Origin of the sequence: Mesorhizobium sp. M0808 (assembly GCF_040320025.1) — a bacterium.
Classification (GTDB): domain Bacteria; phylum Pseudomonadota; class Alphaproteobacteria; order Rhizobiales; family Rhizobiaceae; genus Mesorhizobium.
Genome location: NZ_JAMYOX010000002.1, coordinates 351,446 through 377,816 on the forward strand (window position 1 = coordinate 351,446; position 26,371 = coordinate 377,816).

26 protein-coding genes are annotated in these 26,371 nt (G+C 63.2%); 9 read left to right on the plus strand and 17 right to left on the minus strand.

Going from position 1 to position 26,371, the window contains the following annotated elements; genetic code table 11:
- Window positions 1–15 precede the first annotated feature (15 nt).
- Both pgi and NKI25_RS04695 read left to right on the plus strand, forming a co-directional pair.
- Window positions 16–1,659 carry a glucose-6-phosphate isomerase gene (gene pgi, locus NKI25_RS04690; protein WP_352826837.1) on the plus strand — a complete coding sequence of 548 codons (1,644 nt, stop codon included), beginning with the start codon at window positions 16–18 and terminating at the stop codon, window positions 1,657–1,659.
- A gap of 5 nt (window positions 1,660–1,664) precedes the next feature.
- Window positions 1,665–2,387, plus strand: coding sequence for an HAD family hydrolase (locus tag NKI25_RS04695; protein ID WP_352591240.1), 723 nt, complete (start codon window positions 1,665–1,667; stop codon window positions 2,385–2,387).
- On the opposite strand, the gene NKI25_RS04700 is transcribed toward NKI25_RS04695, so the two are convergent.
- Entirely contained in the window at window positions 2,371–3,027 is a 657-nt protein-coding gene (locus NKI25_RS04700) for a class I SAM-dependent methyltransferase (protein WP_352826839.1), read from the minus strand. The two genes, NKI25_RS04695 and NKI25_RS04700, sit on opposite strands and share 17 nt — an antisense overlap.
- Window positions 3,028–3,112: 85 nt before the next feature.
- Window positions 3,113–4,858 carry a long-chain fatty acid--CoA ligase gene (locus NKI25_RS04705; RefSeq protein WP_352826840.1) on the minus strand — a complete coding sequence of 582 codons (1,746 nt, stop codon included), beginning with the start codon at window positions 4,856–4,858 and terminating at the stop codon, window positions 3,113–3,115.
- 46 nt (window positions 4,859–4,904) lie between these two features.
- Between NKI25_RS04705 and NKI25_RS04710 the strand changes: the two genes are divergently transcribed.
- The 6 genes from NKI25_RS04710 to NKI25_RS04735 all read left to right on the plus strand — a co-directional run bounded on the left by NKI25_RS04710 (window position 4,905) and on the right by NKI25_RS04735 (window position 10,836).
- Window positions 4,905–5,312 carry a hypothetical protein gene (locus NKI25_RS04710; RefSeq protein WP_352826841.1) on the plus strand — a complete coding sequence of 136 codons (408 nt, stop codon included), beginning with the start codon at window positions 4,905–4,907 and terminating at the stop codon, window positions 5,310–5,312.
- 239 nt (window positions 5,313–5,551) lie between these two features.
- On the plus strand, window positions 5,552–7,144 hold the full coding sequence (locus NKI25_RS04715; protein ID WP_352826843.1) for an ABC transporter substrate-binding protein: 1,593 nt from the start codon (window positions 5,552–5,554) through the stop codon (window positions 7,142–7,144).
- A gap of 58 nt (window positions 7,145–7,202) precedes the next feature.
- Window positions 7,203–8,210, plus strand: coding sequence for an ABC transporter permease subunit (locus NKI25_RS04720; RefSeq protein WP_023676822.1), 1,008 nt, complete (start codon window positions 7,203–7,205; stop codon window positions 8,208–8,210).
- A 1-nt stretch (window position 8,211) separates the two neighbouring features.
- Window positions 8,212–9,129, plus strand: coding sequence for an ABC transporter permease subunit (locus NKI25_RS04725; RefSeq protein WP_023676823.1), 918 nt, complete (start codon window positions 8,212–8,214; stop codon window positions 9,127–9,129).
- 4 nt (window positions 9,130–9,133) lie between these two features.
- On the plus strand, window positions 9,134–10,009 hold the full coding sequence (locus NKI25_RS04730) for an ABC transporter ATP-binding protein (RefSeq protein ID WP_023676824.1): 876 nt from the start codon (window positions 9,134–9,136) through the stop codon (window positions 10,007–10,009).
- Entirely contained in the window at window positions 10,006–10,836 is an 831-nt protein-coding gene (locus tag NKI25_RS04735) for a dipeptide ABC transporter ATP-binding protein (protein ID WP_023676825.1), read from the plus strand. Before NKI25_RS04730 ends, NKI25_RS04735 begins: the two co-directional genes overlap by 4 nt.
- Before the next feature lie 22 nt (window positions 10,837–10,858).
- On the opposite strand, the gene NKI25_RS04740 is transcribed toward NKI25_RS04735, so the two are convergent.
- Entirely contained in the window at window positions 10,859–11,779 is a 921-nt protein-coding gene (locus tag NKI25_RS04740; protein WP_352570260.1) for a LysR family transcriptional regulator, read from the minus strand.
- A gap of 93 nt (window positions 11,780–11,872) precedes the next feature.
- Here NKI25_RS04740 and NKI25_RS04745 point away from each other — a divergent pair, with 93 nt between their 5' ends.
- Window positions 11,873–12,745 carry an NAD(P)H-dependent oxidoreductase gene (locus NKI25_RS04745; RefSeq protein ID WP_352570262.1) on the plus strand — a complete coding sequence of 291 codons (873 nt, stop codon included), beginning with the start codon at window positions 11,873–11,875 and terminating at the stop codon, window positions 12,743–12,745.
- Here NKI25_RS04745 and NKI25_RS04750 read toward each other — a convergent pair.
- The 14 genes from NKI25_RS04750 to NKI25_RS04815 all read right to left on the minus strand — a co-directional run bounded on the left by NKI25_RS04750 (window position 12,676) and on the right by NKI25_RS04815 (window position 26,313).
- Window positions 12,676–13,968, minus strand: coding sequence for a cysteine desulfurase-like protein (locus NKI25_RS04750; RefSeq protein ID WP_352998215.1), 1,293 nt, complete (start codon window positions 13,966–13,968; stop codon window positions 12,676–12,678). The genes NKI25_RS04745 and NKI25_RS04750 overlap by 70 nt on opposite strands.
- Window positions 13,969–13,998: 30 nt before the next feature.
- Window positions 13,999–14,673 carry an amino acid ABC transporter permease gene (locus NKI25_RS04755; protein WP_292656040.1) on the minus strand — a complete coding sequence of 225 codons (675 nt, stop codon included), beginning with the start codon at window positions 14,671–14,673 and terminating at the stop codon, window positions 13,999–14,001.
- Between the two features lie 109 nt (window positions 14,674–14,782).
- On the minus strand, window positions 14,783–15,574 hold the full coding sequence (locus tag NKI25_RS04760; RefSeq protein WP_352998216.1) for an ABC transporter substrate-binding protein: 792 nt from the start codon (window positions 15,572–15,574) through the stop codon (window positions 14,783–14,785).
- A gap of 178 nt (window positions 15,575–15,752) precedes the next feature.
- The gene (locus NKI25_RS04765; RefSeq protein ID WP_023676831.1) at window positions 15,753–16,148 is read right to left on the minus strand and encodes a RidA family protein; all 396 of its coding nucleotides are present in this window, start codon (window positions 16,146–16,148) and stop codon (window positions 15,753–15,755) included.
- A gap of 72 nt (window positions 16,149–16,220) precedes the next feature.
- Window positions 16,221–17,369 carry an acyl-CoA dehydrogenase family protein gene (locus NKI25_RS04770; RefSeq protein ID WP_352570266.1) on the minus strand — a complete coding sequence of 383 codons (1,149 nt, stop codon included), beginning with the start codon at window positions 17,367–17,369 and terminating at the stop codon, window positions 16,221–16,223.
- Between the two features lie 224 nt (window positions 17,370–17,593).
- A complete protein-coding gene (locus tag NKI25_RS04775; protein ID WP_023676833.1) occupies window positions 17,594–18,406 on the minus strand; it encodes an enoyl-CoA hydratase family protein in 813 nt (270 codons plus the stop codon).
- Window positions 18,403–18,873: a MarR family winged helix-turn-helix transcriptional regulator gene (locus NKI25_RS04780; protein ID WP_023676834.1), complete on the minus strand. Its 471-nt coding sequence runs from the start codon at window positions 18,871–18,873 to the stop codon at window positions 18,403–18,405. Before NKI25_RS04780 ends, NKI25_RS04775 begins: the two co-directional genes overlap by 4 nt.
- On the minus strand, window positions 18,867–19,640 hold the full coding sequence (locus tag NKI25_RS04785) for an SDR family NAD(P)-dependent oxidoreductase (RefSeq protein WP_023676835.1): 774 nt from the start codon (window positions 19,638–19,640) through the stop codon (window positions 18,867–18,869). Before NKI25_RS04785 ends, NKI25_RS04780 begins: the two co-directional genes overlap by 7 nt.
- On the minus strand, window positions 19,637–21,931 hold the full coding sequence (locus NKI25_RS04790) for a bifunctional salicylyl-CoA 5-hydroxylase/oxidoreductase (protein ID WP_352570269.1): 2,295 nt from the start codon (window positions 21,929–21,931) through the stop codon (window positions 19,637–19,639). The genes NKI25_RS04785 and NKI25_RS04790 overlap by 4 nt, the downstream gene beginning before the upstream one ends.
- Window positions 21,932–22,074: 143 nt before the next feature.
- Window positions 22,075–22,674: a VOC family protein gene (locus tag NKI25_RS04795; protein WP_352826849.1), complete on the minus strand. Its 600-nt coding sequence runs from the start codon at window positions 22,672–22,674 to the stop codon at window positions 22,075–22,077.
- An 80-nt stretch (window positions 22,675–22,754) separates the two neighbouring features.
- Entirely contained in the window at window positions 22,755–23,585 is an 831-nt protein-coding gene (locus NKI25_RS04800; protein WP_352998217.1) for an ATP-binding cassette domain-containing protein, read from the minus strand.
- The gene (locus NKI25_RS04805) at window positions 23,578–24,468 is read right to left on the minus strand and encodes an ABC transporter ATP-binding protein (protein WP_352756006.1); all 891 of its coding nucleotides are present in this window, start codon (window positions 24,466–24,468) and stop codon (window positions 23,578–23,580) included. Before NKI25_RS04805 ends, NKI25_RS04800 begins: the two co-directional genes overlap by 8 nt.
- Window positions 24,465–25,313 carry an ABC transporter permease gene (locus tag NKI25_RS04810; protein WP_352756007.1) on the minus strand — a complete coding sequence of 283 codons (849 nt, stop codon included), beginning with the start codon at window positions 25,311–25,313 and terminating at the stop codon, window positions 24,465–24,467. The genes NKI25_RS04805 and NKI25_RS04810 overlap by 4 nt, the downstream gene beginning before the upstream one ends.
- Window positions 25,306–26,313: an ABC transporter permease gene (locus NKI25_RS04815; protein WP_352756008.1), complete on the minus strand. Its 1,008-nt coding sequence runs from the start codon at window positions 26,311–26,313 to the stop codon at window positions 25,306–25,308. Before NKI25_RS04815 ends, NKI25_RS04810 begins: the two co-directional genes overlap by 8 nt.
- Between the last annotated feature and the right edge of the window lie 58 nt (window positions 26,314–26,371).

The following is a 26,371-nucleotide window of genomic DNA, read 5'->3' on the forward strand; positions in this document are numbered from 1 at the left end:
GACCGGAGCGAAGCAGTGGATCAATCGTCCTTTCAAAAGCAGCTCGACGCATTGCGCGATCATCGTGCGGCCAAATCGGGCTCGATGCGCGAGGCTTTCGCTGCCGATCCGCAGCGCTTCGAGAAATTCTCCGCCAGTGACGGCGACCTGCTGCTCGACTGGTCGAAATGCGCGGTCGATGCGCGGACTATGGAGTTGCTGGAGAAGCTGGCTGAGGCCGCTGACCTCGAAGGCCGGCGCGACGCGATGTTTGCCGGCAAGAAGATCAACGTCACTGAAGGCCGTGCCGTGCTGCACACGGCGCTGCGCAACCTGACCGGCAAGGGCATTGTGCTCGACGGCCAGGACGTGAAGGCGGAAGTCCTTGCCGTACTCGACGCGATGGGCGCCTTCGCCGACGCGGTGCGTTCCGGCAAGGCGGCCGGCGCGACCGGCAAGAAAATCACCGACATCGTCAACATCGGCATCGGCGGCTCCGATCTCGGCCCGGCCATGGCGACGCTGGCGCTGGCGCCCTATCATGACGGGCCGCGCGCGCATTACGTATCCAATATCGACGGTGCCCATATCCACGACACGCTGAAGGGTCTTTCCGCCGAAACCACCCTGTTCATCATCGCCTCCAAGACCTTCACCACGGTCGAGACGATGACCAATGCCGAAACCGCGCGCAGATGGGTCGAGAAGGCGCTCGGCAAGGAAGCGGTCGGCAAGCATTTCGCCGCCGTCTCGACGGCGCTCGACCTGGTCGCCAAATTCGGCATCGCGCCCGATCGCGTCTTCGGCTTCTGGGACTGGGTCGGCGGCCGCTATTCCGTCTGGGGTGCGATCGGTCTGCCGGTGATGATCGCCATCGGCCCGAAGGATTTTCACGCCTTTCTCGACGGCGCCCATGAGATGGACGAGCAGTTCCGCACCGCGCCGCTGGCGAAGAACCTGCCGGCGCTGATGGGGCTGATTGGCTGGTGGCACCGCGTGATCTGCAAATACCCCGCTCGCGCCGTCATCCCCTACGATCAGCGTCTGTCCAGGCTACCGGCCTATCTGCAGCAGCTCGACATGGAATCGAACGGCAAGAGCGTCACCCTGGACGGCGGCGCTGTAACGACGCCGACCGGCCCGCTGGTCTGGGGCGAGCCCGGCACCAATGGCCAGCATGCCTTCTTCCAGTTGCTGCATCAGGGCACCGATTTCATTCCGGTCGAATTCCTCGCCGCTGCCGTCGGCCACGAACCGGAGCTGAAGCATCACCACGACCTTCTGCTTGCCAATTGCCTGGCGCAGTCGGAAGCCTTCATGAAGGGCCGCACGCTTGAGGAAGCCCGCGCGCAGATGCTGGCGAAAGGCATGAAGCCCGCCGATGTCGACAGGATTGCTCCGCACCGCGTCTTCTCCGGCGACCGCCCCTCGGTGACGATTCTCTACAGAAAGCTCGACCCGCATACATTCGGACGGCTGATTGCGCTTTACGAACACCGCGTCTTTGTCGAAGGTACGCTGTTCAACATCAACTCCTTCGACCAATGGGGCGTCGAACTCGGCAAGGAACTGGCGACCGGGCTGCTGCCCGTCGTTGAAGGCAAGGAGAACGCCGCAAAGCGGGATGCCTCGACTGCCGGACTGGTGGAATACATCCACCGCTTGCGCGGCCCGGAGTGAAAAGCTTGGCGGACATTAAGGGAATATTGTTCGACAAGGACGGCACGCTCGTGGATTTCAACGCGACATGGCTGGGCATCGCCGACTTCATGGCGATGGATGCGGCCGAAGGCGATCGGTGGAAAGCAGACAGGCTGCTTGCGGCGGCGGGCTTCGACTTCGCCACCAAGCGCTTCAAGCCGGATTCGATTTTTGCCTCCGGTACCAACATGGACGTCGTCGAGCTGTGGTTTCCACGGCTGTCCGACGAGGACCAGATGCTTGCCGTCGCCCGCTTCAACGCCATCACTTCGGCGCAAGGATCGGCAATGGCGGTGGCGCTGCCGGGTGTGGTCGAGACGCTTGGGCTGCTTCACAGAAAATCCTACCGGCTTGGCGTCGCCACCAACGACTCGACCAGCGGCGCGGAAAAAACCTTGGTCACGCTGGGCGTCGCGCAGCTTTTCGACGCCGCCTATGGTTACGATGCGGTGGCCAATCCAAAACCGGCGCCGGATACGATCCTTGCCTTCTCGGACCTGACAGGGCTCAGGCCGGCGGCGATCGCAATGGTCGGCGACAATCGCCACGATCTGGAAATGGCGCGCGCCGGCGGCTGTGGCCTGGCGATTGGCGTGCTGTCCGGCACCGGCACACGTGAATCGCTGTCGCAGATCGCAGACGTCATCCTCGATTCAGTTGCCGATCTGCCCGATTTTCTAGCGGCGCGGGTCAGCGAGACAGTCTAGACTCGCAGCTAGCTGGTTCGAACGAGAACACGCCGCTCGGTTTCATCGCCGCATTCCTGCCTTCGCCGACATCCGGCACCTCGTATTCGGCCAGCAGGCGAAGCCGCGAGCGGGGCAGATAGGCGCGGCCCGGATCGCCGATCAGCACGGCGATGCCGGCTGCAAGGCAGCGGTCGAGGAAAGAAAGGGCCCGGCCGGCAAGATCATGGGCGTAAAACAGGTCGCCGACCACCACGACATCCACCGGTGGCGGCGGACCGCTGGTGATGTCTTCGCCAATGATCATGATAGCGACGCCGTTCGCAGTCGCGTTGAGACCGAGCGCAACCACACCATTGCGATCGATCTCGGCCGCGACGACCGCGCTTGCCCCGGCTTTTGCCGCTGCAATGCCGACGAGACCCGAACCGGCGCCGAGGTCGAGCACGCGACGGCCGGCCACGGTCTCCGGCCGGTCGAATATGTAGCGGGCGAGCACCGCGCCGCCGGCCCAGACATAGGCCCAGTACGGTGGCTCCGGTTCAGGTCCGTCTTTTTCGGTCGCATGTTGGTTCCATTCGAGAAGCCGCCTGAGCCCGCTTCCCGGATGGGCGGTGTAAAGCCGAATTTCGGGAAGCGCGGGCACGGGGGCGATCCGCATGTTCGCCCGGATGAACTCTGCCGGGTCCGGGCGCGAACCTATACTCACGGCGTTGGCGCCGGCGATGCAATCGCTCAAGCTGCGCCTAGCCCCGCAACGCCCGTCGCAGGATCTTGCCGACCGGTGTCTTCGGCAGCTCGGTGCGGAACTCAATATACCTGGGACGCTTATAGCCGGTCAGGTTCTCGCGGCAATAAGCCGTCAGCATGTCGGCGGTCAGTGCCGGGTCCTTCTTGACGACGAACAGCTTCGGCACTTCACCCGAATGCTCGTCCGGCACGCCGATCGCCGCCACTTCGAGTACGCCTGGATGCTGCGCCACCACTTCCTCGAGTTCGTTCGGATAGACGTTGAAGCCGGAAACCAGGATCATGTCCTTCTTGCGGTCTACGATCTTGGTGTAGCCAAGCTCGTCCATGAAGCCCATGTCGCCCGATTTGAAGAAGCCGTCCTCAGTCATCACCTTGGCGGTCTCGTCCGGCCGGTTCCAGTAGCCGGCCATCACCTGCGGTCCGCGGATGCAGATTTCGCCGACTTCGCCGAGCGGCAAATTGTTGCCGTCGTCGTCGCGGATGGCGATCTCGGTCGAGGGCAGCGGCAGGCCGATCGTACCGGTGTAAACGCCGTCGCTGAATTTGTTGATGGTTGTCCCCGGCGAGGTCTCGGTGAGCCCGTAGGCCTCGCTGATCGGGCAGCCGGTCAGCGCCTTCCAGCGTTCGGCGATGGCCCTCTGCACCGGCATGCCGCCACCCAGCGTCAGGATCAGCGGCTTGAAATCGAGCTTGCGAAAATCCTCATTATTGAGCAGCGCATTGAACAGCGTGTTGAGGCCCGGAAAGATGTGGATCGGGTATTTCTGCAGCTCCTTGACGAAGCCGGGAATGTCGCGCGGATTGGGGATGAGGACATTCTGCGCGCCTTGCTGCATGCCTACCAGCACGTTCGCCGTCAGCGCAAAAATGTGATAGAGCGGCAGCGCGCAGAGGAAGTTCAGATGCGCCGGCTTCGGCTTGACGGTAAAAGCGTCTTCGGCCCACAGCGCGTTCTGCGCGACGTTCGCCAAAATGTTGCTGTGCAAAAGCATCGCGCCCTTGGAGATGCCGGTCGTGCCGCCCGTGTATTGCAGGAAGGCGATGTCGTCGGCCGCGACCTTTGCGGGCCTGAAGGCCATGCCGGTGCCGGCCTTCAGCGCGGCGTTGAACTTGACATGGCCGGGCAGCGACCATGCCGGCACCATCTTCTTGACGCGGCGTACAACGAAGTTGACGATCGTTCCCTTGAGCCCGCCGAGCATGTCGCCCATCGAGGCGACCACGACATGCTTGACTGCGGTCCTGGCGATCACCGCCTGCAGGGTGCAGGCAAAATTTTCGAGGATGACAATGGCTTGAGCGCCGGAATCCTTGAGCTGGTGCTCCAGCTCGCGCGGCGTGTAGAGCGGATTGATGTTGACCACGACATAGCCGGCGCGAAGCACTGCCATAATCGCCACCGGATATTGCAGCACATTCGGCATCATCAGGGCGACGCGCGCGCCCTTCTGCAGCCCCGTTGATTGCAGATAGGCGCCGAAGGCGGCCGACTGTCGCTCGAGGTCGGCATAGGTGATCGATTTGCCCATGCAGACGAAGGCCGGCCGATTCGCAAACTGCTTGCACACGGCGACGAGAAAGTCGCCGATCGAACTGGAGGGCAGGTCGCCAATCTCGGCCGGCACGATCTTTGGGTAACTCTGGAGCCACGGTTTTTCAGGCAGGCCAGCGGCCAGTGCGGTGATCGCCCTCGGTAATCTCTTGGCCGGACCTGCCGGCGGTCGTGGCGCTGTCGGCACTGCCTTCGCCGCCGGCTTGGCGGCAGATTTTGCAGCAGGCGCAGTCTTGCCTGTTGCCGGTTTAGCAGCCGTTCCAGCCGTGGTCTTCGCCGCCGGCTTCGCGCTTGCCTTCGCGGTAGCCGTCGGCTTGGCGGCGGCCGCTTTTGGCTTGACCGCTTTCGATGTTGCCTCGGCCTTTGCTTTCGCCGCGTTGGTTGTCTTTGCCGGTTTTGCCACCTGTCGCTCCCTCAATCGTTCTTATTGTTTCGGCATGCTTGCGCGCCACCACCGCCTGATCAACAAAGATATCCCACCGCTTGCCGCAATATCCGGAACCTGGGAAAATCCGGCACGCTGCCCATCTATCTATGTATTGCCACAAGCGGCGGCCGTGCAAGCCTCGCCACCTGGAGTGCGGCAAGACTTGCCGTCAAACCTCTTGGCCGCGACCGGTTTTCGGACGCGCATCTCTTGAACCGAACGGCTCGATTCCCCCAATCGGCGGCATTACCGATCAACAAAAAATTGAAGTCGCTAATAATGTCGTGATCTGCGGATTCGGCTCGTTTTTTCCACAATTTGCCGCGTGCCGGAATTTTTTTCTGCTTCCCGTGGGTTAGGCAAACAAGCAGTTCCAAAGCTAGAAAAACGGTGCTTATATGCGGCCTTCGCGAGCCTGACAGAGGGGCTTGGAAGAACATCAGGGAGTGCTCAATGAAAAAGAAACTGACTTTTGCAGCCGCGTTGCTGGCTGCAAGCGTCCTCGGCGGCGTGGCCAATGCAAAACAACTGGTCTATTGCTCGGAGGCTTCGCCGGCCGGCTTCGACCCGTCGCCATGGAGCGGCGGCAACGACTTCGATGCCTCGTCGCGCACCATCTATTCGCGCCTGGTCGAGTTCGAGCATGGCAAGACCACCATCTCGCCCGGCCTGGCCGAGAGCTGGACGGTTTCCGACGACGGTCTCGAATACATCTTCAAGCTTCGCCCGGGTGTGAAATTCCAGACGACCGATTATTTCACGCCGACGCGCGACCTCAACGCCGACGACGTGATCTTTTCCTTCGAACGCCAGTGGAAGAAAGAAAGCCCGTGGTACAGCTATCTGGAAGGCACCGGCTGGGAATATTTCACCGGCATGGGCTTCCCCGATCTCCTGAAGGAAATCGTCAAGGTCGACGACCTGACGGTGAAATTCGTGCTGAACAAGCCTGAAGTCGCGTTCCTGCCGGACCTCGGCATGGATTTCGCCTCGATCGTTTCCAAGGAATATGCCGACCAGCTCGACAAGGCCGGCACCAGGCAGCAGTTCACCCAGAAGCCGGTCGGCACTGGTCCGTTCCAGTTCGTCGACTATCAGGTCGATGCGGTCGTGCGCTATGCAGCATGGGACGGCTACTATGGCGGCCGCCAGAAGATCGATGATCTGATCTTCGCCATCACGCCCGACCCCGCCGTGCGCGCGCAGAAGCTGAAGGCGGGCGAATGCGATATCATGTCATACCCGGCGCCGGCCGACATTGCCGGACTGCAGGCCGACGCGAACCTCAAGGTCGACGAGCAGGAAGGCCTGAACATCGGCTACATGGCTTACAACACGACGCAGCCGCCCTTCGACAAGGTCGAGGTCCGCAAGGCCCTCAACATGGCGGTAAACAAGAAGGCGATCATCGACGCGGTCTATCAGGGCGCCGGTGCGCCGGCCATCAACCCGATCCCGCCGACCATGTGGTCCTATAACAAGGACATCAAGGACGATCCCTATGATCCGGAGGCGGCCAAGAAGATGCTGGCCGATGCAGGCGTCAAGGATCTGTCGATGAAGATCTGGGCTATGCCGGTCAGCCGCCCCTACAACCCGAACGCCCAGCGCGTCGCCGAGTTGATCCAGGCCGACTATGCCGCCGTCGGGGTCAAGGCGGAGATCGTCAGTTACGAATGGACCGAGTATCGCCAGCGCGGCAAGGCTAAGGATCGCGATGGCGCCTTCCAACTGGGGTGGACCGGTGACAATGGCGATCCGGACAACTTCTTTTTCCTGCTCGGTTGCGATGCCATCGGCCAGTCCAATTATGCGATCTGGTGCAACCAGGAATTCGAAGCCCTGCTGAAAAAAGGCAAGGCGACGACGGACGTCGCTGAGCGCACCAAGATCTACGAGGAAGCTCAGGTGGTGTTCAAGCGTGAGGCTCCGTGGCTGACCATCGCCCACTCCAAGGTCTTCATGCCGATGAACAAGAAGGTGTCGGGCTTCGTTATGGACCCGCTCGGCATTCATCGGTTTGACGGCGTCGACGTCACCGAATAAGTCCTGAGAAATTGAACGGCGGCGCTGGACTTCCCGCGCCGCCGTTCTATGAAGCAAGATGCTCCGTTATCTCCTCCACAAGCTCGCTTTGATCATCCCGACCGTGTTCGGCATATCGCTGGCGGCGTTTGCTTTCGTCCGGCTTCTGCCCGGCGATCCTATCCTGGCCCTGGCGGGCGAGCGCGGCGTCAGCCCCGAGCGCTACGCCCAGCTCATCGAGCAGTTTGGCTACAACCGGCCCTATGTCATCCAATACCTGGAATATATCGGCAGGGTCCTGACCGGCGATTTCGGCATATCTATTGCCACCAAGCGGCCAGTGCTCGGCGAATTCCAGGCGCTGTTTCCAGCCACGCTGGAACTGGCGACAGTGGCGTTGATCATCGCCGTCCTGCTCGGCATTCCTGCCGGTATCTTCGCCGCGGTCAAGCGCGGCTCGTGGTTCGACCAGGCGACGATGGGTGTCGCGCTGACCGGCTATTCGATGCCGATCTTCTGGTGGGGGTTGCTGCTCATTATCTTCTTCTCCGGCTATCTCGGCTGGACGCCGGTTTCCGGCCGCATCGGCCTGCAGTATTTCTTCAGGCCGACGACCGGGTTCATGCTCATCGACAGCCTGATCTCCGGCAGGAGCGGCGCTTTCAAATCTGCCGTCAGCCATTTGATCCTGCCGTCGATCGTGCTGGCGACGATCCCGCTTGCCGTCATAGCGCGCCAGACGCGCTCGGCGATGCTCGAGGTGCTGGGCGAGGACTATGTCCGCACCGCGCGCGCCAAGGGCCTGGCGCCGCGCCGCGTCATCGGTCTGCACGCTTTTCGCAACGCGCTGATCCCGGTAGTCACCACCATTGGACTGCAGGTCGGCACCTTGATGGCGGGCGCCATTCTGACCGAGACCATTTTTTCCTGGCCGGGCATCGGCAAATGGATGATCGATGCCATCGGCAAGCGCGACTATGTCGTCGTCCAGAGCGGATTGCTGATCATCGCGCTGATCGTCATGGCGGTGAACCTGATCGTCGACGTGCTCTACGCCGTCATCAATCCGCGCATCCGGGTGCAGTGAGATGACCGACGAATCCGCCGCCGAAGCTACCGCCGCCTCCATCCCGACAGGCGGCAGGCAACGGGCTTTCGCCGAGTTCTGGCACTACTTCTCGATGAACACCGGCGCGGTCATCGGCCTTGTCGTGTTTTCGGCGCTGGTGCTGGTGGCGATCTTTGCGCCGTTCGTCGCCCCACATTCGCCCGACGAGCAGTTTCGCGATGCGCTGCTGGCACCCCCTGCCTGGCAGGAAGGCGGCAAATCGATGTTCCTGCTCGGCACCGACGCGGTCGGCCGCGACATGCTTTCACGGTTGATCTTCGGGGCGCGTTTCTCGCTGTTCATCGGTCTGGTGGTCGTTGTCTTCTCGCTCACCAGCGGCATCGTGCTTGGCGTGCTCGCCGGCTATTTCCGCGGCTGGGTCGACACGCTGATCATGCGCATCATGGATATCATCCTGGCCTTCCCGTCGCTGCTTCTGGCGCTGGTGCTGGTGGCGATCCTTGGCCCCGGCCTTTTCAATGCCATGCTGGCGATCGCGCTGGTGCTGCAGCCGCATTTTGCGCGCCTCACCCGCGCCGCCGTGATGGCCGAAAAGAACCGCGAATATGTCATCTCCGCCAAGGTGGCTGGTGCCGGTCATCTTCGCTTGATGGTGAGGACGATCCTGCCGAACTGCCTGGCACCGCTGATCGTGCAGGCGACGTTGTCCTTCTCCAACGCTATTCTCGAGGCTGCGGCGCTCGGCTTCCTCGGTGTCGGTGCGCAGCCGCCGACGCCGGAATGGGGCACGATGCTCGCCTCGGCGCGCGAGTTCATCCTGCGCGCGCCTTGGGTGGTGACCTTCCCCGGCCTTGCTATCCTGATCACTGTGCTTGCCATCAATCTGATCGGCGATGGCTTGCGCGATGCCTTCGATCCCAAGCTGAAGAGGTCATAATCCAATGCCTCTTCTCGAGATCAAGAACCTGACCGTTTCCTTCGACACCGCCGCTGGACCATTCATGGCGGTACAAGGCATCGACCTGTCGGTCGAACCGCGCGAGGTGCTGGCGATCGTCGGCGAATCCGGTTCGGGCAAGTCGGTGGCGATGCTGGCGGTGATGGGGCTTTTGCCCAATACCGCGACAGTGAGGGCCGACCGCATGGCCTTCGACGGCATCGACCTGCTCAAGCTCGGCCCATCCGAGCGGCGCAAGATCGTCGGCAAGGACATTTCGATGATCTTCCAGGAGCCGGTCGCCAGCCTCAACCCGTGCTTCACCGTCGGCTTCCAGATCGAGGAGGTGCTGCGCTTCCATATGGGCATGGACCGCGCCCAGCGCCGGGCGCGTGCCATCGAATTGATGAAGTTGGTCGGCATCGCCGACCCCGAGGAACGGCTGGGCTCCTTCCCGCACCAGATGTCGGGTGGTCAGTGTCAGCGCGTCATGATCGCCATCGCCATCGCCTGTAATCCCAAGCTTTTGATCGCCGACGAGCCAACCACGGCGCTCGACGTCACCATCCAGAAGCAGATCCTCGATCTGCTGGTCGGCCTGCAGGCCAAATATGGCATGGGCCTGATCATGATCACCCACAATATGGGGGTGGTTGCCGAGACCGCCGACCGTGTCATCGTCCAGTACAAGGGCCGCAAGATGGAAGAGGCCGACGTGCTGTCGCTGTTCGAGTCCCCCAAGAGCAACTACACGCGCGCGCTCCTGTCGGCACTGCCCGAAAACGCCGTCGGCGACCGGTTGCCTACTGTTTCCGACATGCTGTTTGAGCCGGCCCCATCTGTAGTCGCAGCCCGGTCCGCAGGAGGAACCGCCTCATGAGCGTGACCGTAGTCGAAGGCAAGAACATCGTGCGCGACTATCATGTCGGTGGCGGGCTTTTCCGCCCCTCCCGTACGGTTCATGCGGTCAAGGGTGTTTCGTTCAGCGTCGACAAGGGCAAGACGCTGGCCATCGTCGGCGAGAGCGGCTGCGGCAAGTCAACACTCGCCCGCATCATCACCCTGATCGACCCGGCGACCTCCGGCGAGCTTTTCATCGACGGCAAGAAGGTAGACATCGGCAGGAACGGCCTGTCGAAGGAAATGCGCCGCAAGGTCCAGATCGTCTTCCAGAACCCTTATGGTTCGCTCAATCCACGCCAGAAGATCGGCGACGTGCTTGGCGAGCCGCTGCTCATCAATACCGACAGCACGGCCGACGAGCGGCGCGATCTTGCCATGAAGATGCTAAAGAAGGTCGGTCTCGGCCCCGAGCACTTTAATCGCTACCCGCATATGTTTTCGGGCGGCCAGCGCCAGCGGATCGCCATCGCCCGCGCGCTGATGCTCAACCCCAGCCTTCTGGTGCTGGACGAGCCGGTCTCGGCACTTGATCTTTCGGTGCAGGCGCAGGTGCTGAACCTGCTCGCCGACCTGCAGGACGAGTTTCAGCTAACCTATGTTTTCATCAGCCACGACCTGTCGGTGGTGCGCTACATCGCCGACGACGTGATGGTAATGTACTTCGGCGAAGCGGTCGAATACGGCTCGCGCGACGAGGTCTTCGCCGACCCCAAGCACAGCTACACCAGGACGCTGTTCGCGGCGACGCCGCGTGCCGACGTTGCCAGCATCAAGGCACGGTTGGCCAAGAAGAAGGCCGCCTGATCCGGCGAGGTTTGCCGGCCGGCTACCGCTTCTCGATCCCCGGAATGCCGGAGATCTGCTCGGCGAGAAAGTCGACCAGCAGCCGCACCCGGGCAATGCCCGCACGCTCCGGAACGATTAGCATGCTCAGCGGGACGGGAGGCGGAAAATAGCCCGGCAGGACCACTTCCAGCCGGTCGGCCGCCAGAAGATCATCGACAAGCCAGTGGTGGGCGGGTGCGATGCCGCGTCCGGCGACAAGGGCTTCGCGCGCAGCAAGCCCATGGTCGACCAGAAATCTGCCGCCAAAGGGCACCGCAAAGGTCTCGTCGCCCGGCCCCTGCAAGGTGAGCGTGTCGCTTCCCGCGATGTTCGACATCCGGATGCCTTCATGGCCAGGCAGATCCTGCGGGACAGCCGGTCTGCCCCGCGCCGCCAGATAGGCCGGCGCCGCCACCAGCAGACGCCGGGATTGCCCGAGCGCCCGCAGTTTCATTGAGCTGTCGGTGAGCGGGCCGAGGCGAAGCGCGATGTCGACGCCCTCCCGCACAAGGTTGATGCGCTCGTCGGTAAGGCTGAGATCGATGCCGATGTAGGGATAGCGGTCCTGAAAGGCGAAGATCAGCCGGCTGACATGTAAGACCCCGAGCGCCGCCGTGCAGGATATCCGGATCGTGCCGGCTGACGCGCCGCGCGTGCCCCGCGCCTCATCGCCGGCCTGCTCGACGAGGCGCAGGATCTGGACGCTGTCGGCATAGTAACGGCTGCCTTCATCGGTCATCGTGACGCGCCGGGTGGTCCTGCTGAGCAAGGGCACTCCGACGGCCTCCTCGAGTTCTCGCAAATGCCGTGTGACCGTCGACTGCCCAACTCCGAGCTCGCGCGCCACCGCCGAGAGGCTGCCGCGCTCGGCGACGCGAACGAAGGTGCGCATGCGCTCAAGGGTGACGTCCGATCTATCCATTATTCGGCATTATCTTATACATTTCCTACATATAGTGGATCAGCCCACAGCTGGCTACCTTTGGTGTCTATCGTCCTTCTTCGGAGTAGACCCATGAAAGTCCTGCTTGTTTTTGCTCATCCTGAACCGCGTTCGCTCAACGGCGCACTGCGTGACGTCGCCATCGGGGAACTTGAGGCCCAAGGCCATGAGGTGCGGGTGTCTGACCTCTACGCCGATGGCTGGAAAGCCGAGGTAGACCGTGCCGACTTTCCGTCGTGGCCGCCTGAAGCACGCTTCCTGCCGGCCGGCGCCTCCAAAAAAGCTTTTGCGAGCGGCACTCTGACCGAAGACGTCAAAGTGGAGATCGACAAGCTGCTATGGGCCGATACCCTGATCCTCCAGTTCCCGCTGTGGTGGTACGCCATGCCGGCGATCCTCAAGGGCTGGGTCGATCGCGTGTACGCCTACGGCTTCGCCTATGGCGTTGGCGAGCACAGCGACAAGCGGTGGGGTGACCGCTTTGGTGAGGGAACGCTCGCCGGCAAGCGCGCAATGCTGATCGTGACCACCGGCGGCTGGGAGGAGCATTATTCCGCCCGCGGCGTCAACGGCCCGATCGACGACCTGCTGTTCCCGATCAATCACGGGATTCTATACTATCCGGGCTACGACGTGCTTCCGCCGTTCGTGGTTTACAGGGTGGACCGTTTCGGGGAGGCGGATTTCGAGCCTGTCGCGGAGCGACTGCGCGAAAGGATGCGAACGCTCGAGACAATCCGGCCCATTCGTTATCGGCAGCAGAATGGCGGCGATTACTTGATCCCAAGCATGCAATTGCGCCCCGGCTTGGAGAACCCGGGTGCGACCGCCTTTGCGCTTCACGAGGATCGCGCCGGCGCCGCCGCCCAGTCCGATCAGGACAGCCGGGCGATGATGGTGCGCAGCGCCTCGCCGAAGCGCCGGACTTCCTCGATCGTATTGTAATGCACCAGCGAGGCGCGCACGGCGCCGCTGTCCATGCTGAGGTTGAGCCGCTTCATCAGACGCGGCGCATACATGTGGCCGTCGCGAATGCCGATCTGCATCTCGGCCATTTCCTCGACGATCCTCTGCGGCGACAGCGTGCCGACATTGAAGCAGAAGGTCGGCACGCGCTCGCTGAGGCGTGCCTCTTCGGCCACGCCGTAGATCGTCGCGCCGCAATCTTTGAGCACCGCCAGCATTTCGCGCGCCAGCACCTGTTCGTAGTCGCGGATGGCATTCATGCCGGCGACGATGTTGTCGCGGCGCGACCGGTTATTCTCTGACAAGAAATTGCGGCCGATCGATTCGAGGTAGCGCACCGCGGCATCCATGCCGGAGACGTTCTCGTAAATGAAGGTACCGGCCTCGATCTTGTAGGGCGGCTCGTCGGGGATGAAATCTTCGCGGAAGGTCGGCAGGCGCTTCAGAGTTTCGAAGCGGCCCCACAGGAAGCCCATATGCGGCGAGAAATTCTTGTAGCCGGAGCAGACCAGATAGTCGCAATCCCAGGCCTGCACATCGATCAACCCGTGCGGCCCAAAATGCACGCAGTCGAGGAACACTTCGGCGCCTGCCGCATGCGCAATCCCAGCCACGGAGGCAACGTCGACAATCGAGCCGATCGAATGCGCCGTTACCGTGCAGGCGACGAGCCGGGTGTGCTCTGAGACCAGCGGGCGCAAATCGTCGACATGCAGATTGCCGTCCTCGCGCATCCGCCACCATTTGAACTCGGCGCCGGCGGGCGCCAGCGCCAGCCACGTCGCGATATTGGCATCGTGATCCATGTCGGTGATGACGATCTCGTCACGCTCCCCGTTTGGGCGCTCGGAAAGCATCTGGCCGATGCCGAGGCTGACCAGGCGGATGAACGAAGTGGCGTTCATGCCGAAACAGATCTCCGCCGGGTCGGTGGCGTTGATCAGCAAGGCCACGCTTTCGCGAGCGCCGGCGACGGCTTGGTCGACGGTGACGCTGCGGCCATAGCGGCCGCCGCGCTGCACATTATGCGCGACCAAATGGTTGGTGACCGCATCGAGCACGCTTTGCGGGATCTGCGCGCCGGCGGCATTGTCCATGAAGACGAAGTCCCCGGCTTGCTGCAAGGCGGGAAACATGGCGCGGATCGTCTCGACCGGGAAAGCTGCGGCATCGCCGGTTTTCGAAATCTGATGCTGGTTCAAGGTCGTCTCCTGCGAGGTGCGCTGACAGATTCAGCGGGTCTTTTCGGTTTGAAAGCGGCGTTCAAGGAGGCTGACGAGACGGACCATCGGCCAGAGAAAGATGAGATAGACCAGCGCCGCGCCGATCAGCGGTGAAGGATTGGCATAGAGCGATTGCGCGTTGGTCGCTTCCTTCAGCAGTTCGGGCAGCGCCACGGTGGAAGCGAGCGAAGTATCCTTGAACATCGAAACGCAATTGCTGGTCATTGGCGGAATGACGACGCGGATCGCCTGCGGCAGCACTACCTTGCGCAAGGTCAGCAAGAACGGCAGGCCGAGCGCCTGCGCCGCCTCGAACTGGCCGCGCGGAATGCTCTCTATACCGGAGCGGAACACCTCGGCCGAATAGGCCGCCATGATGATGGCGAAGGCCATCACCGCGGACGTCCACGATGACAGGCGAATACCGAGGAACGGCAGCGCATAGTAGATCAGGATCAGCACGACCAGCACCGGCATCGCCCGGAAAATGTCAATGTAGCCGACAGCCAGCAGCCGAAGCGGCTTTGGCGCATAGAGCCGCACCAGGCTGATCGCGAGGCCGACGGGAATACCGATGCCGATGCTCATGATTCCGAGCAGCAGGGTGTTCAGGAAACCGCGCAGCAGCGCCGGCAGGCTGGAGACCATGACGTCGGCGTTGAAGAAGGTGTCCAGCAGCGACATCGCAGCATTTCCGAAACGTTTGGCGTCCCGCGACGCTCGAGCCCGAGCCCGAAATCCGACATCGTGCCGGCATCGAAAGCCGGCACGACATTTAAGCGCGAACTGCCGCTCAGGCCTTCGGCATAGGCATTTCCTCGACGGTCGAGGAATCGGCAGGTGCGTCGCTGCCGAACCACTTCTTGTGGATCGCGGCCAGCGTGCCGTCCTTCTTCATCGCGGTCAGCGCGTCGTTCAGCTTGCCGAGCAGCGGGTGGTCTTTGGTCATCATCAGACCGTACTGCTCGCCGGTCTTGATGCGCTCTTTTACGGCGAGATCCTTCATCCTGGTGAAAGAATATTCCAAGCCCGGAATATCGCTGACCGCCGCATCGACGCGGCCGGAGCTGAGATCGAGCAGCAAATTCTGCTGCGTGTCGTAGCCCTTGACGTCACTGAACCCGTCCGCTTCCTGGTGGGCCGTGACCCAGGCTTCGCCGGTCGAGCCGGACAGCACGCCGACGATCTTGCCCTTGAGGTCGGCCTCGGCCTTGATCGGGCTGTCGGCCTTCGCGGCGATGCCCATGTCGGAATCATAGTAGGGCTGCGTGAACGACTGAGACTTCAGCCGCTCCGGCGTGATGGTGATCGACGAGATGGCGACGTCGATGCGCTTCGAGGTGGTGGCGGCGAACAGCGCCTGGAAACCGAGATCGGCGATATCAGTGGTCATGCCGATACGCTTTGCCGCCTCATTGATGATGTCGACTTCGAAACCCTCGAACGTGCCGCTCTCGTTCTTGTATTCAAAAGGCGGATTGGTCGGATAGGCGCCGACATTCAGCGTGCCTTCGGCGTAGGCCGGGCCGCCAGCGATGCCGATGGCAGCAGCAAGAAGCAGCAGGTTGCGACGGGTGAAGTTCATTTTCGTTCCCTCTGGTTGTGATCGGACGGGTTTGGCCCCGCACGGTTTTGATGCGCCAAGTGACGGGACTGCCGGAAAGCCCTCCCGGCACGGCAGTCGCAAGACATTGGATGCTATCCAAAGTACCGCGCTTTTCAAGGCGAAAGTTTTAAGCTTAAAAAATTGCCACGTGTTGCCGTCACTCCGGAATAACCGCCGTGGCCTGGATCTCAACCTTGGCGCGATCCTCGACCAGCGCCATCACCTGCATGGCGGCCATCGCCGGGAAATGCCGGCCGATCACCTCGCGATAGACCTCTCCGATCCCCTTGAGATTGGCCAAATATTCCGCCTTGTCGGTAAAGTACCAGGTCATCGAGGTGATATGTTCCGGCTTGGCGTCGGCCTCGGCGAGCACAGCAACAATATTGGCCAGCGTCTGCCGCACCTGGCCGACAAGATCATCGGTCTCGAAGCGGCCCTGTCCGTTCCAGCCGACCTGCCCGCCGACGAAGACAAGCTGCCCACGCGCGGCGACGCCATTGGCGTAGCCGACGGGTTTCGCCCAGCCTTCCGGCTGCAGGATGGTGTGCATGTCAAAACCTCCCAATGCTCAAATCCGGTCGCTCAAAACTCGAAGACAATAATTTTCACGCAAACTCCTGTCTCAGGCCGCTCCCATCACTTGCCGTGCAATCACCACCTTCTGCACGTCGGACGCTCCCTCGTAGATGCGCAGCGCCCGGATCTCGCGATACAGGCTTTCGACGATATGGCCCTTGCGGACGCCGTCGCCGCCATGCAGCTGCACAGCCTTGTCGATCACCTCCTGCGCTTTGTCGGTAGCGAACAGCTTGGCCATGGCGGCTTCGCGGGTAACCCGAGCCGCGCCCATGTCCTTGGTCCAGGCGGCACGATAGACCAGCAACGCGGCGGCATCGACATCCAGCGCCATGTCGGCGATGTGGCCCTGCACCATCTGCAGCTCGGCCATCGGCGCACCGAACAGCCTGCGCTCGGCCACTCTTGTGATGCTTTCGTCCAGCGCGCGCCGGGCAAAGCCGAGCGCCGCTGCGCCGACGGTCGAACGGAACACGTCGAGCACGGACATGGCGATGCGAAAACCGTCACCGGGTTTGCCGATCAGCGCCGAGGCTGGAATGCGTGCATTGTCGAAGGACAGCCGGGCGAGCGGGTGCGGCGCGATCACCTCCAGCCGCTCGGCAACGATCAGCCCCTCGGTTTCGGAAGGCACGACAAAGGCGGATAGCCCCTTGGCGCCGGGCGCTTCGCCGGTGCGGGCAAAGACAGCATAAAAGTCAGCGATACCGCCGTTGGAGATCCAGGTCTTTTCGCCGGACAAGAGATAGCTGTCGCGGTCACGCGTGGCCGTCATTTCCATATTGGCGACGTCCGAGCCCGAGCGCGGCTCCGACAGCGCGAAAGCCGAAATCGCCTTACCGGCCCGTGTCTTAGCCAGCCAATGCTGCTGGTCGGGCGAGCCGAACAGGCTGAGTGCGCCGGTGCCGAGCCCTTGCATGGCGAAGGCGAAATCGGCCAGCCCGTCATGCCGGGCCAGCGTCTCGCGCGTGAGGCAGAGCGTGCGCACGTCGAGTGCTGCAGGGTTGTCGGTATCGAGCGCCGTCGGCTTTAGCCAGCCGTCCTTACCGAGCTTGGCCACCAGCTCGCGACAGGCGGCGTCGACATCGTCATGCGCAACCGGCAGGTTCTTGGCGCACCATGCCTCCAGCCGCTCCGCCAGATCGCGGTGGCGATCCTCGAAGAACGGCCAGGAGAGGAAGGAACGGTCAGGCATTGCTGCCTCCACAATTCTCCGGCCCTGGCGCTCCACGGCGCCCCCCTCTGTCCTGCTGGACATCTCCCCCTCTAGGGGGGAGATTGGCGGCTTCGCTGCCACGGCTCTCCCTGCGATGTTGGAGATTGGCGAAAGCGGGCCTGATATCCAATCTCCCCCCTTGAGGGGGAGATGGCCGGCAGGCCAGAGGGGGGTGCTGTCCCGCCAGCGTGGAAGCGATCATCTCAATTTCCCTCGAACACCGGCTTCTCCTTGGCCACGAAAGCCGTGTACGCCCGCTCGAAATCGCGGGTCTGCATGCAGATCGCCTGCGCCTGCGCTTCCGCTTCGATCGCCTGGTCGAGACCCATCGACCATTCCTGGTTCAGCTGCGTCTTGGTCATGCCATGGGCGAAGGTCGGGCCGGAAACGATGCGCGCGGCCATGTCGAGCGCGTCGGCCTCAAGCGTTGCGGTATCGACCAGCCGGTTGTAGAAGCCCCAGCGCTCGCCTTCCTCGGCACTCATCGTGCGGCCGGTATAGAGCAGCTCGGCGGCCCGGCCCTGGCCAATGATGCGCGGCAGGATCGCGCAGGCCCCCATGTCGCAGCCGGCAAGGCCGACGCGGGTGAACAGGAATGCTGTCTTGGCCTGGGGCGTGGCGATGCGGATATCGGAGGCCATGGCGATAATCGCGCCGGCGCCGACCGCCACGCCATCGACCGCCGCAATAATCGGCTTGCCGCAATTCAGCATCGCCTTGACGAAATCGCCCGTCATGCGGGTGAAGGCGAGCAGCGCCTTCATGTCCATCTTGACCAGTGGGCCGATGATTTCGTGGACATCGCCGCCCGAGCAGAAATTGCCGCCATTGGGCAGGACCACCACAGCATCGACATCATCGGCGTAGACAAGGTCGCGAAATATGTCGCGCAATTCGGCATAGCTGTCGAAGGTCAGCGGGTTCTTGCGCTCCGGTCGATCGAGCCGGATCTTTGCGATCTTGCCTTCGACCTGCCAGAGGAAATGCTTCGGCTTGCGGCCGGCCAGCTTCGTCATTCCCGTCCCTCCCAATTGCTGCGGAAGGAGGTCAGCATGCCGGTCAGCCGGCGCGCCTCATCCTCGCTCACATTGCCCAGCAACTCGCCGACCCATTTCTCATGCGCGGCGGCGATCACGGCGAAAATCTTCGATCCCTCTTCTGTCAGCCGCACCATCGAGGTGCGGCGGTCGCCATTGCGTCGGGCCCGCATCACCAACCCTTCCGAGACCAGCCGGTCGATGATGCCGGTGACATTGCCGTTGGACACCAGCAGGAAGCGCGAAAGATCGCTCATCAGCATGCCCTCCGGCGCGCGGTAGAGCGCGGCCATCACGTCGAAGCGTGGCAGCGTTGTGTTGAACTCTTGCCGCAGTCGTTCGCGCAGCTCGGCCTCGATGGTGCGCGAGGCGCGCAGCAGGCGTATCCACAGCCGCAGGCGGTCCTTGCCGGGTCCGGAAGGGGCGGGCAGGGGACCGGCTACCATGTCTCACCTCCGGAGATCGAAATCGTCTGCCCGGTAATCGACCGGGCGGCGTCGCCACACAGATAAAGTACCGCGGCCGCAATTTCTTCCGGCTGGATGAAGCGGCCTTGCGGGTTGGTCGCGGCTAGGCTTGTCCGTGCCTGCTCGGACGAGCGGCCGGTCGTTTGGACGATGCGCTGGACGGTGCTCTCCAGCATCTCGGTTTCGACAAACCCTGGGCACACGGCATTCACTGTTATGCCGGACTTGGCGGTCTCGACGGCGAGTGCCCGCATCAGGCCGACGACGCCATGCTTGGCGGCAACGTAAGCTGCGACATAGGGATAGCCTTTCAGTCCGGCGGTGGAAGCGACGAAGATGATACGGCCAGTCTTGCGCACTGCCATGCCGGCCAACGCCGGCTTCACCGTCAGGAACGTACCGGTCAAGTTGACGTCGAGCGTGCGCTGCCAGTCTGCCAGCGAGGTCCGCTGCGCCGGGGCACTGCCGGACATGCCGGCATTGGCAACGACGATGTCGAACGCTCCGCGTGCCGCTTCCGCGGCCTCGTAGAGCGACGCCATCGACGTCTCGTCGGTGACGTCGGCGGCAATGGCGAAGATGGACTTGTTCTCCGCGGCGACCTCGGCAAGCGGCTCCACGCGCCGGCCGCAGATGGTCACGTCAACGCCCGCGCCGGCCAGCGCCAGCGCGATCGCGCGGCCGACGCCGGAGCCGCCGCCGGTGACCAGCGCATGACGCCCCGAAATCGTCGCCGCGGCACTCATACTTTCAACCCCGCTGCCGCTTCGCGTTCGGCCAGCCGGTAGAGCTGGTCGCGGCCGGGCAGATAGGGATCCGGCCATTTGACGCCGCGATCGCCAAGCATGACGGCCGCGTGCAGCGTCCAATACGGATCGGCAAGATGCGGCCTAGCCAGTGCGACGAGATCGGCGCGGCCCGCCATCAGGATCGAGTTGACGTGGTCCGGCTCATAGATATTGCCGACCGCCATCGTCGCCATGCCGACCTCGTTGCGGATGCGATCGGAAAACGGCGTCTGGAACATGCGGCCATAGACCGGTCTTGCCACGGCCGAAGTCTGGCCGGCCGATACGTCGCAGATGTCTACGCCGGCCTCATGCAGCAGCCGCGCGATCTCTACGGCATCGGCCGGCGTCACGCCTTCGATGCCCAGCCAGTCATTGGCGGAGATGCGCATCGAGATCGGCTTCTCGGCCGGCCACGCGGCGCGCACCGCATGAAAGATTTCCAAGGGGTAGCGCATGCGGTTTTCCAGCGAGCCGCCATAGGAGTCGGTGCGCCGGTTGGTCAAGGGCGTGATGAAGGAGGACAGGAGATAGCCGTGCGCGGCGTGGATTTCGAGCATGTCGAAGCCGCAGCGCGCCGCCATCTCGGCCGAAGCGACAAACTGGTCGCGCACCATATCCATGTCGGCGCGGTCCATCGCCTTAGGCACCTGGTTTTCCCGCGACCACGGCACGGAAGACGCTGCCATGACGGGCCAATTGCCTAAGGGCAGCGGCACGTCGGTTCCCTGCCAGCCGAGCCTGGTCGACCCCTTGGCACCGGAATGGCCGATCTGGGCGCAGATCTTGGCCTCGGTTTCGGCATGGACGAACTCGACCAGCCGCTTCCAGGCGACCTCATGCTCGGGCGCATAGAAACCGGGGCAGCCAGGCGTGATGCGGCCCTCCGCGCTGACGCAGGTCATCTCGATGTAGAGGAGACCGGCGCCGCCCTTGGCCCGTTCGGCGTAATGGGCGAAATGCCAATCGGTCGGACAGCCGTCGACCGCTTTGTACTGCGCCATCGGCGAGACGACGACGCGGTTCTGCAGCGCCATGCCGCGCAGCCGGAACGGCGCGAACATCGGCGCGCGACGCAGATTGTTGCCCCCGGCGCCGGCCTGGCGCTGGAACCACTCCTCGGCGCCGGCCAGCCATTCGGCATCGCGCAGCCGCAAATTCTCGTGACTGATGCGTTGCGAACGCGTCAGCAGCGAATAGTTGAACTGCACCGGATCGAGGCCAAGATAGCGCTCGACCTCCTCGAACCATTCGAGCGAATTGCGCGCCGCCGACTGCAGCTTCAGCACTTCGGTGCGGCGGGCGTCCTCATATTTGCTAAAGGCGGCCTCGAGGTCTGGCTCGGACTCGAGATAGTCGGCCAGCGCCACCGCGCTTTCCAGCGCCAGCTTGGTGCCGGAACCGATCGAGAAATGCGCGCTCGCCGCCGCGTCGCCCATCAGCGCCAGGTTCTTGTAGGACCAGCGTTCGCACAAGACGCGCGGGAAATTGATCCACGCCGAGCCGCGGATATGATTGGCGTTGGTCATCAGCGCGTGGCCGCCGAGATGACGGGCAAAGATGCGCTCGCAGACGGCAATCGATTCCTGCTGCGACATCGCGCCGAAGCCGAAGCGCTGCCAGGTCTGCTCGCTGCATTCGACGATGAAGGTCGCGGTATCGCTGTCGAACTGGTAGGCATGCGCCCACACCCAGCCATGCTCGGTCTTTTCGAAGATGAAGGTGAAGGCGTCGTCGAATTTCTGGTGGGTGCCGAGCCAGACGAACTTGCATCTACGAATGTCGATATCGGGCTTGAACACGTCGACGAAGGCGCTCCGCGCTTTCGAGTTCAACCCGTCGGCGGCGACAACCAGGTCGTGCGTCTCCATATATGGCTTGGGATCGGCGATGTCGGTTTCGAAGACCAGCTTGACGCCGAGTTCGCGCGCGCGCCGCTGCAGCAACGTGAGCAGCCGCTTGCGGCCAATGCCGCAAAAGCCGTGACCGGTCGAGACCGTGCGCACGCCGTCATGGATGACGGCGATATCGTCCCAATAGGCGAAATGCTTGCGGATCCAGACGGCGCTGACCGGGTCGTTTTTGGTCAGATTCTCCAGCGTTTCGGCCGACAGCACGACGCCCCAGCCAAACGTATCATCGGCACGGTTGCGCTCGAACACCGTGACCTCATGCGCGGCATCCCTGAGCTTCAGCGAGATTGCAAAGTAGAGCCCGGCTGGTCCGCCGCCGAGAACCGCAACTTTCATCGTGCGATCTCCTCTTCGCTTCTGTTTGTCGAGTTTACGCCTGAGACGGATTAATTCAAGCTTGAAGTTTCAGGATTGAAACAATCCGCCCCAGAAACCCAGCTTGCCGGCAGTCGGCTTGCGCAGGCCAGGGACGCCCCGGGCTATTTTTCCGGGTTCTTCGGGCTCCACAGCACCGTCTCCGCATCTTTTTCATAGGCCATGCCATTGGGATAGCTGATCGCTTCCAACTGCAAGCCCCAGGGCGCCTGGAAGTAGAGGATGGTCTGGCCGGCGGCCGGGCCTTCGGTAACCGGCAGCGGTCCCATCCGCGTCTTGACGCCCTTGCCGTCAAGATAGGCTTTTGCGGTGGCGATGTCGTCGACATAGAAAGCGATATGGAAGCCGCCTATGTCGCTGTTGCGAGGCGTCAGGTCCTTCTGGTCCGGCGCGGTGTATTTGAACAGCTCGATGTTCGACCCGTGTCCGCAGCGGACCAGGGTGATCTCCTCAATCACCGCCTTGGGATCGACGCCCAGCAGATCCTGCATGAATGTGCCCTTGTCGTCGGCGAACGGGCCGAACGACATCGCCTTCTTGCAGCCAACCACCTCGGTGAAGAAATCGACCGCCTGCTCCATGTCGGGGACGGTGACGCCGGTGTGGTCGTGGCCACGCATGCCGGGAATGGAACTGGCGTAAGCCGTGCCGATGCCTCCCAGCACGGTGGCGGTGAGCACTGCGTAGCGGATTGCATTCTTCATGTCAGTCATCCTCCATCGCGGGACATTTTGCCGGGTGCACGCCTGAGGCCCGCTCTTTAGCGTGCGAATAGGATTGTGTTTCATGCCGGCGCCTTTGCGGCGGGAAGTAGCCAGGCATCATCGATCTCGGGCAGCGGAATGGCGGCGAGGAGGTCGCGCGTGTAGCCCTGCTGCGGCTGCTCGAACAAAGTATCGGTCGCGCTGGCTTCGACGATCGCCCCTTCGCGCATGACGATCACGTGCCGGCAGAGCCGCCGAATGACAGAAAGATCATGGCTGATGAAGGCAACGGTCAGGCCCATTTCGGCGGCGAGTTTTTCCAGCAGCGTCAGGATCTGCGCCTGCGTCGACACGTCGAGGCCTGAGACGATTTCGTCGGCCAGCACGAATTTCGGCGACAGCGCCACCGCGCGGGCAAGGCGGACGCGCGGGGGCTGGCCGCCCGACAGTTCGTGGCGATAGCGGCTGGCGAAGCCTTGCGGCAGGCCGACGCGCTGAAGCGCTTCAGCAACTCGGGCTTTCAGATTGTTGCCGAGGCCATTCTGCTTGAGTGGTGCGGCGATGATGCTGGCGATGGTGCGGCGCGGGTTGAGCGACGACATCGGATCCTGGAAGATCATCTGCAGATTACGGCGCAGCGGCCGGAGCTCGGCCTCAGGCAGATGTGTGATGTCGCGGCCGTCGAAGATGACGTTGCCGGCGCTGGGCTCCAGAAGCCGCACCAACGCGCGGCCAAGCGTCGATTTGCCGGAGCCGGATTCGCCGACGATGCCGGTCACCGATCCCTTTGGCAGGTCGAAATCCAGCCCTTTCAGGATCTCGGCCAAGGGCGCGCGGCCGATCAGCGGCTTGCGCGTCATGTCGGGCAGCGCGACCTTCAGCCCACGCACGGAAAACAGCGGCTCAGCCATGCGGGCGCCTCCAGGCCTGATCGGCGGCGGCGATCTCCGCGGCTAGCCCGGCCAGCACCGCCTCGTCCACGGGTTTCAGCGAAGTGAAGGGATCGGTGTAGCGCGGCGTCGCGGCCATCAGCGCTCGCGTGTAGGGGTGCTGCGGGGCAGCGAAGAGAGCAGCCGTCTCGGCCTCCTCCACCACCTTGCCGGCATAGAGCACCGAGACCTTCTGGCTGATCTTGGCGACGACGCCGAGATCATGGGTAACGAACAGGATCGCCGTGCCGTGCTCGCGCTGCAGCTGCGCGATCAGCCGCAGGATCTGCTTCTGCACGGTCACGTCGAGCGCCGTGGTCGGCTCGTCGGCGACGATCAGCCTTGGTTCGGCCGCAAACGCCGCGGCGATCAGCACGCGCTGGCGCATGCCGCCGGACAGCTCGTGCGGATAGCATTTGAGGACACGCTCGGGGTCGCGGATCTGCACCTCGTCCAGCAATTGGCGGATGCGTGCATCGGCCTTCTCGCCGCTCCAGCCGAGGATGCGCACCAGCCGGTCGGTCATCTGCGGGCCGATGCGGCGTGACGGGTTGAGCGCGGTCAGCGGGTCTTGCGGGATCAGCGCCGTGCGCGCGCCGATTAGCGTGCGCCTTGCCTTTGGCTGAAGCTTGCCGAGGTCCTCGCCCTCGAGCAACATATCGCCTTCGACGATACGCACGCTCGAAGGCAGCACGCCGAGCACCGCCTTGCCGATCATCGTCTTGCCGGCGCCGCTCTCGCCGACCAGCGCGCGCACCTCGCCGGGCTCGACGGCGAGCGACACCGAGCGCAGCACGCGCAAGCCATTAGGCAGCACCGCGCTAAGGCTGCGTATGTCGAGGCAGGGTTTCGCCAGCGCGTTCATCGCAGCACCGGATCGAAACGTGCCCTGAGGCCCTCGCCAAACTGGCTGAATGACAGCACCGTCAGGATCAGCGTGACCAGCGGGAACACCAGCACCCACCAGGCCTGATGGATCGACAGGCGGCCCTCGGCGATGATGCCGCCCCAGGTCGGGTCGTCGGTCGAGATCGACAGATTGACGAAGGACAGGATCGCCTCGACGATGACGGCAATGCCCATCTCCAGCGACAGCAGCGCCACGATCGACGGCACCACATTGGGCAGCACCTCGCGCAGCATGATGCCGATGCGGCCGTAGCCGGCGATGCGGGCGTTCTCGACATAGTCCATGCGCGACTGGCCCATCGTCTCGGCGCGGATCACCCGGCAGAAGCGCGTCCAGTCGATGACGGCAATGGCAATGATAACCGAGCTCAAGCCGGTGCCGAGCACTGCGACCAGAAGGATGGCAAACAGCACCGGCGGAAACGCCATCCAGACATCGACGATACGCGAGATGATGCGGTCGGCCCAGCCGCCGAAATAGCCAGCGATCAGCCCCAGCGTCGAGCCGACCAGGCAGGCGGCAAGGGCTGCCGCGAAGGCGACGATGAAGGCGATGCGGGCACCGAAGATCAGCCGTGACAGAAGATCGCGGCCGAGGCTGTCGGTGCCGAGCCAGTAGCCGGGCTCAGCACCGCTCAGCCAGAACGGCGGCAGCCGCTCCAGCATCAAATCCTGCGCCAGTGGGTCCTGCGGCGCGACCAACGGCGCAAAAATCGCGGCCAGCAGCGCAATCAGCAGCCAGCCGCCGGCCAGCCACAGGCGTGCCCGCGAGCCATGTCTCGAAATGCGGGCCTCATCCATGGCGCAGCCTCGGATTGAGCAGGGCGTACATCATGTCGACGGCAAGGTTGATCAGCACGAACAGCAGCGCGAAGACCAGCACGATGCCCTGGATCAGCGGCAGGTCGCGGTTGATGACGGCATCGATCGCCATGTTGCCAAGACCTTCATAGGAAAACAGTCGTTCGACAATGACCGTGCCGCCGATCAGGAAGGTGAACTGCACGCCGACCAGCGTCAGCGTCGGCAGGGCCGCGTTCTTCAGCGCCTCGCGCAGGATGACCTGCGTTTCCGAAAAGCCCTTTACCCGCGCCAGCACGACGTAGTCGAGGTCGAGCACTTCCTTCAGCGACTGTTTCAGCAGCTGCGAGATGATCGCGGCCAGCGGCAGCGCCAGCGCAATCGCCGGCATCAGCATGTGTGCCAGCAGGTCCCTGGTCAGGTCGAAGCGCAGCCGTACGAAGCTTTCGAACAGATAGAATTGCGTGGCGAAGGGCAGGTCGAGCTGCGGCGACACCCGGCCAGAAATATCGAAGATGGGCACCAGCACGCCGAACAGAAGGATCAGCACCAGGCCCCACAGGAAATCGGGAATCGAGAGCGCCGCACCGCTGGCAATGTCGATGCCGGCTTCGACCGCGGTGCCGCGTTCGCGCGCGCCGAGGATCGCCGTCGTGCCACCGATCGCCAGCGCCATCACAAGCGCGACGATGGCGAGTTCCAGCGTCGCCGGGAGGCGATTGAAGACCAGCCCAAGCACGTCCTGCCGCAGTGAGATCGACGTGCCGAAATCGCCCCTGACGACACCGGCCAGCCAGATGAAGAACTGCTGGACGATGGTCTTGTCGAGCCCGTAAAGCGCGCGCAGCCGCGCGATGTCGGCATCGGTCGCGCCGGGCGGCAGCATCATCGCGATCGGGTCGCCCGGCGCGACACGGATGACGATAAAGACGACGACGGCCACACCGAACAGCGTGATCGCCATCGTCAGAAGACGGATCAGGAATCTTTGCAGCAGCATGGTCGCCCGTGGCGGAAAATGCGCGCCGTCATTCCGGACGGCGCGCGACAAACCGAAG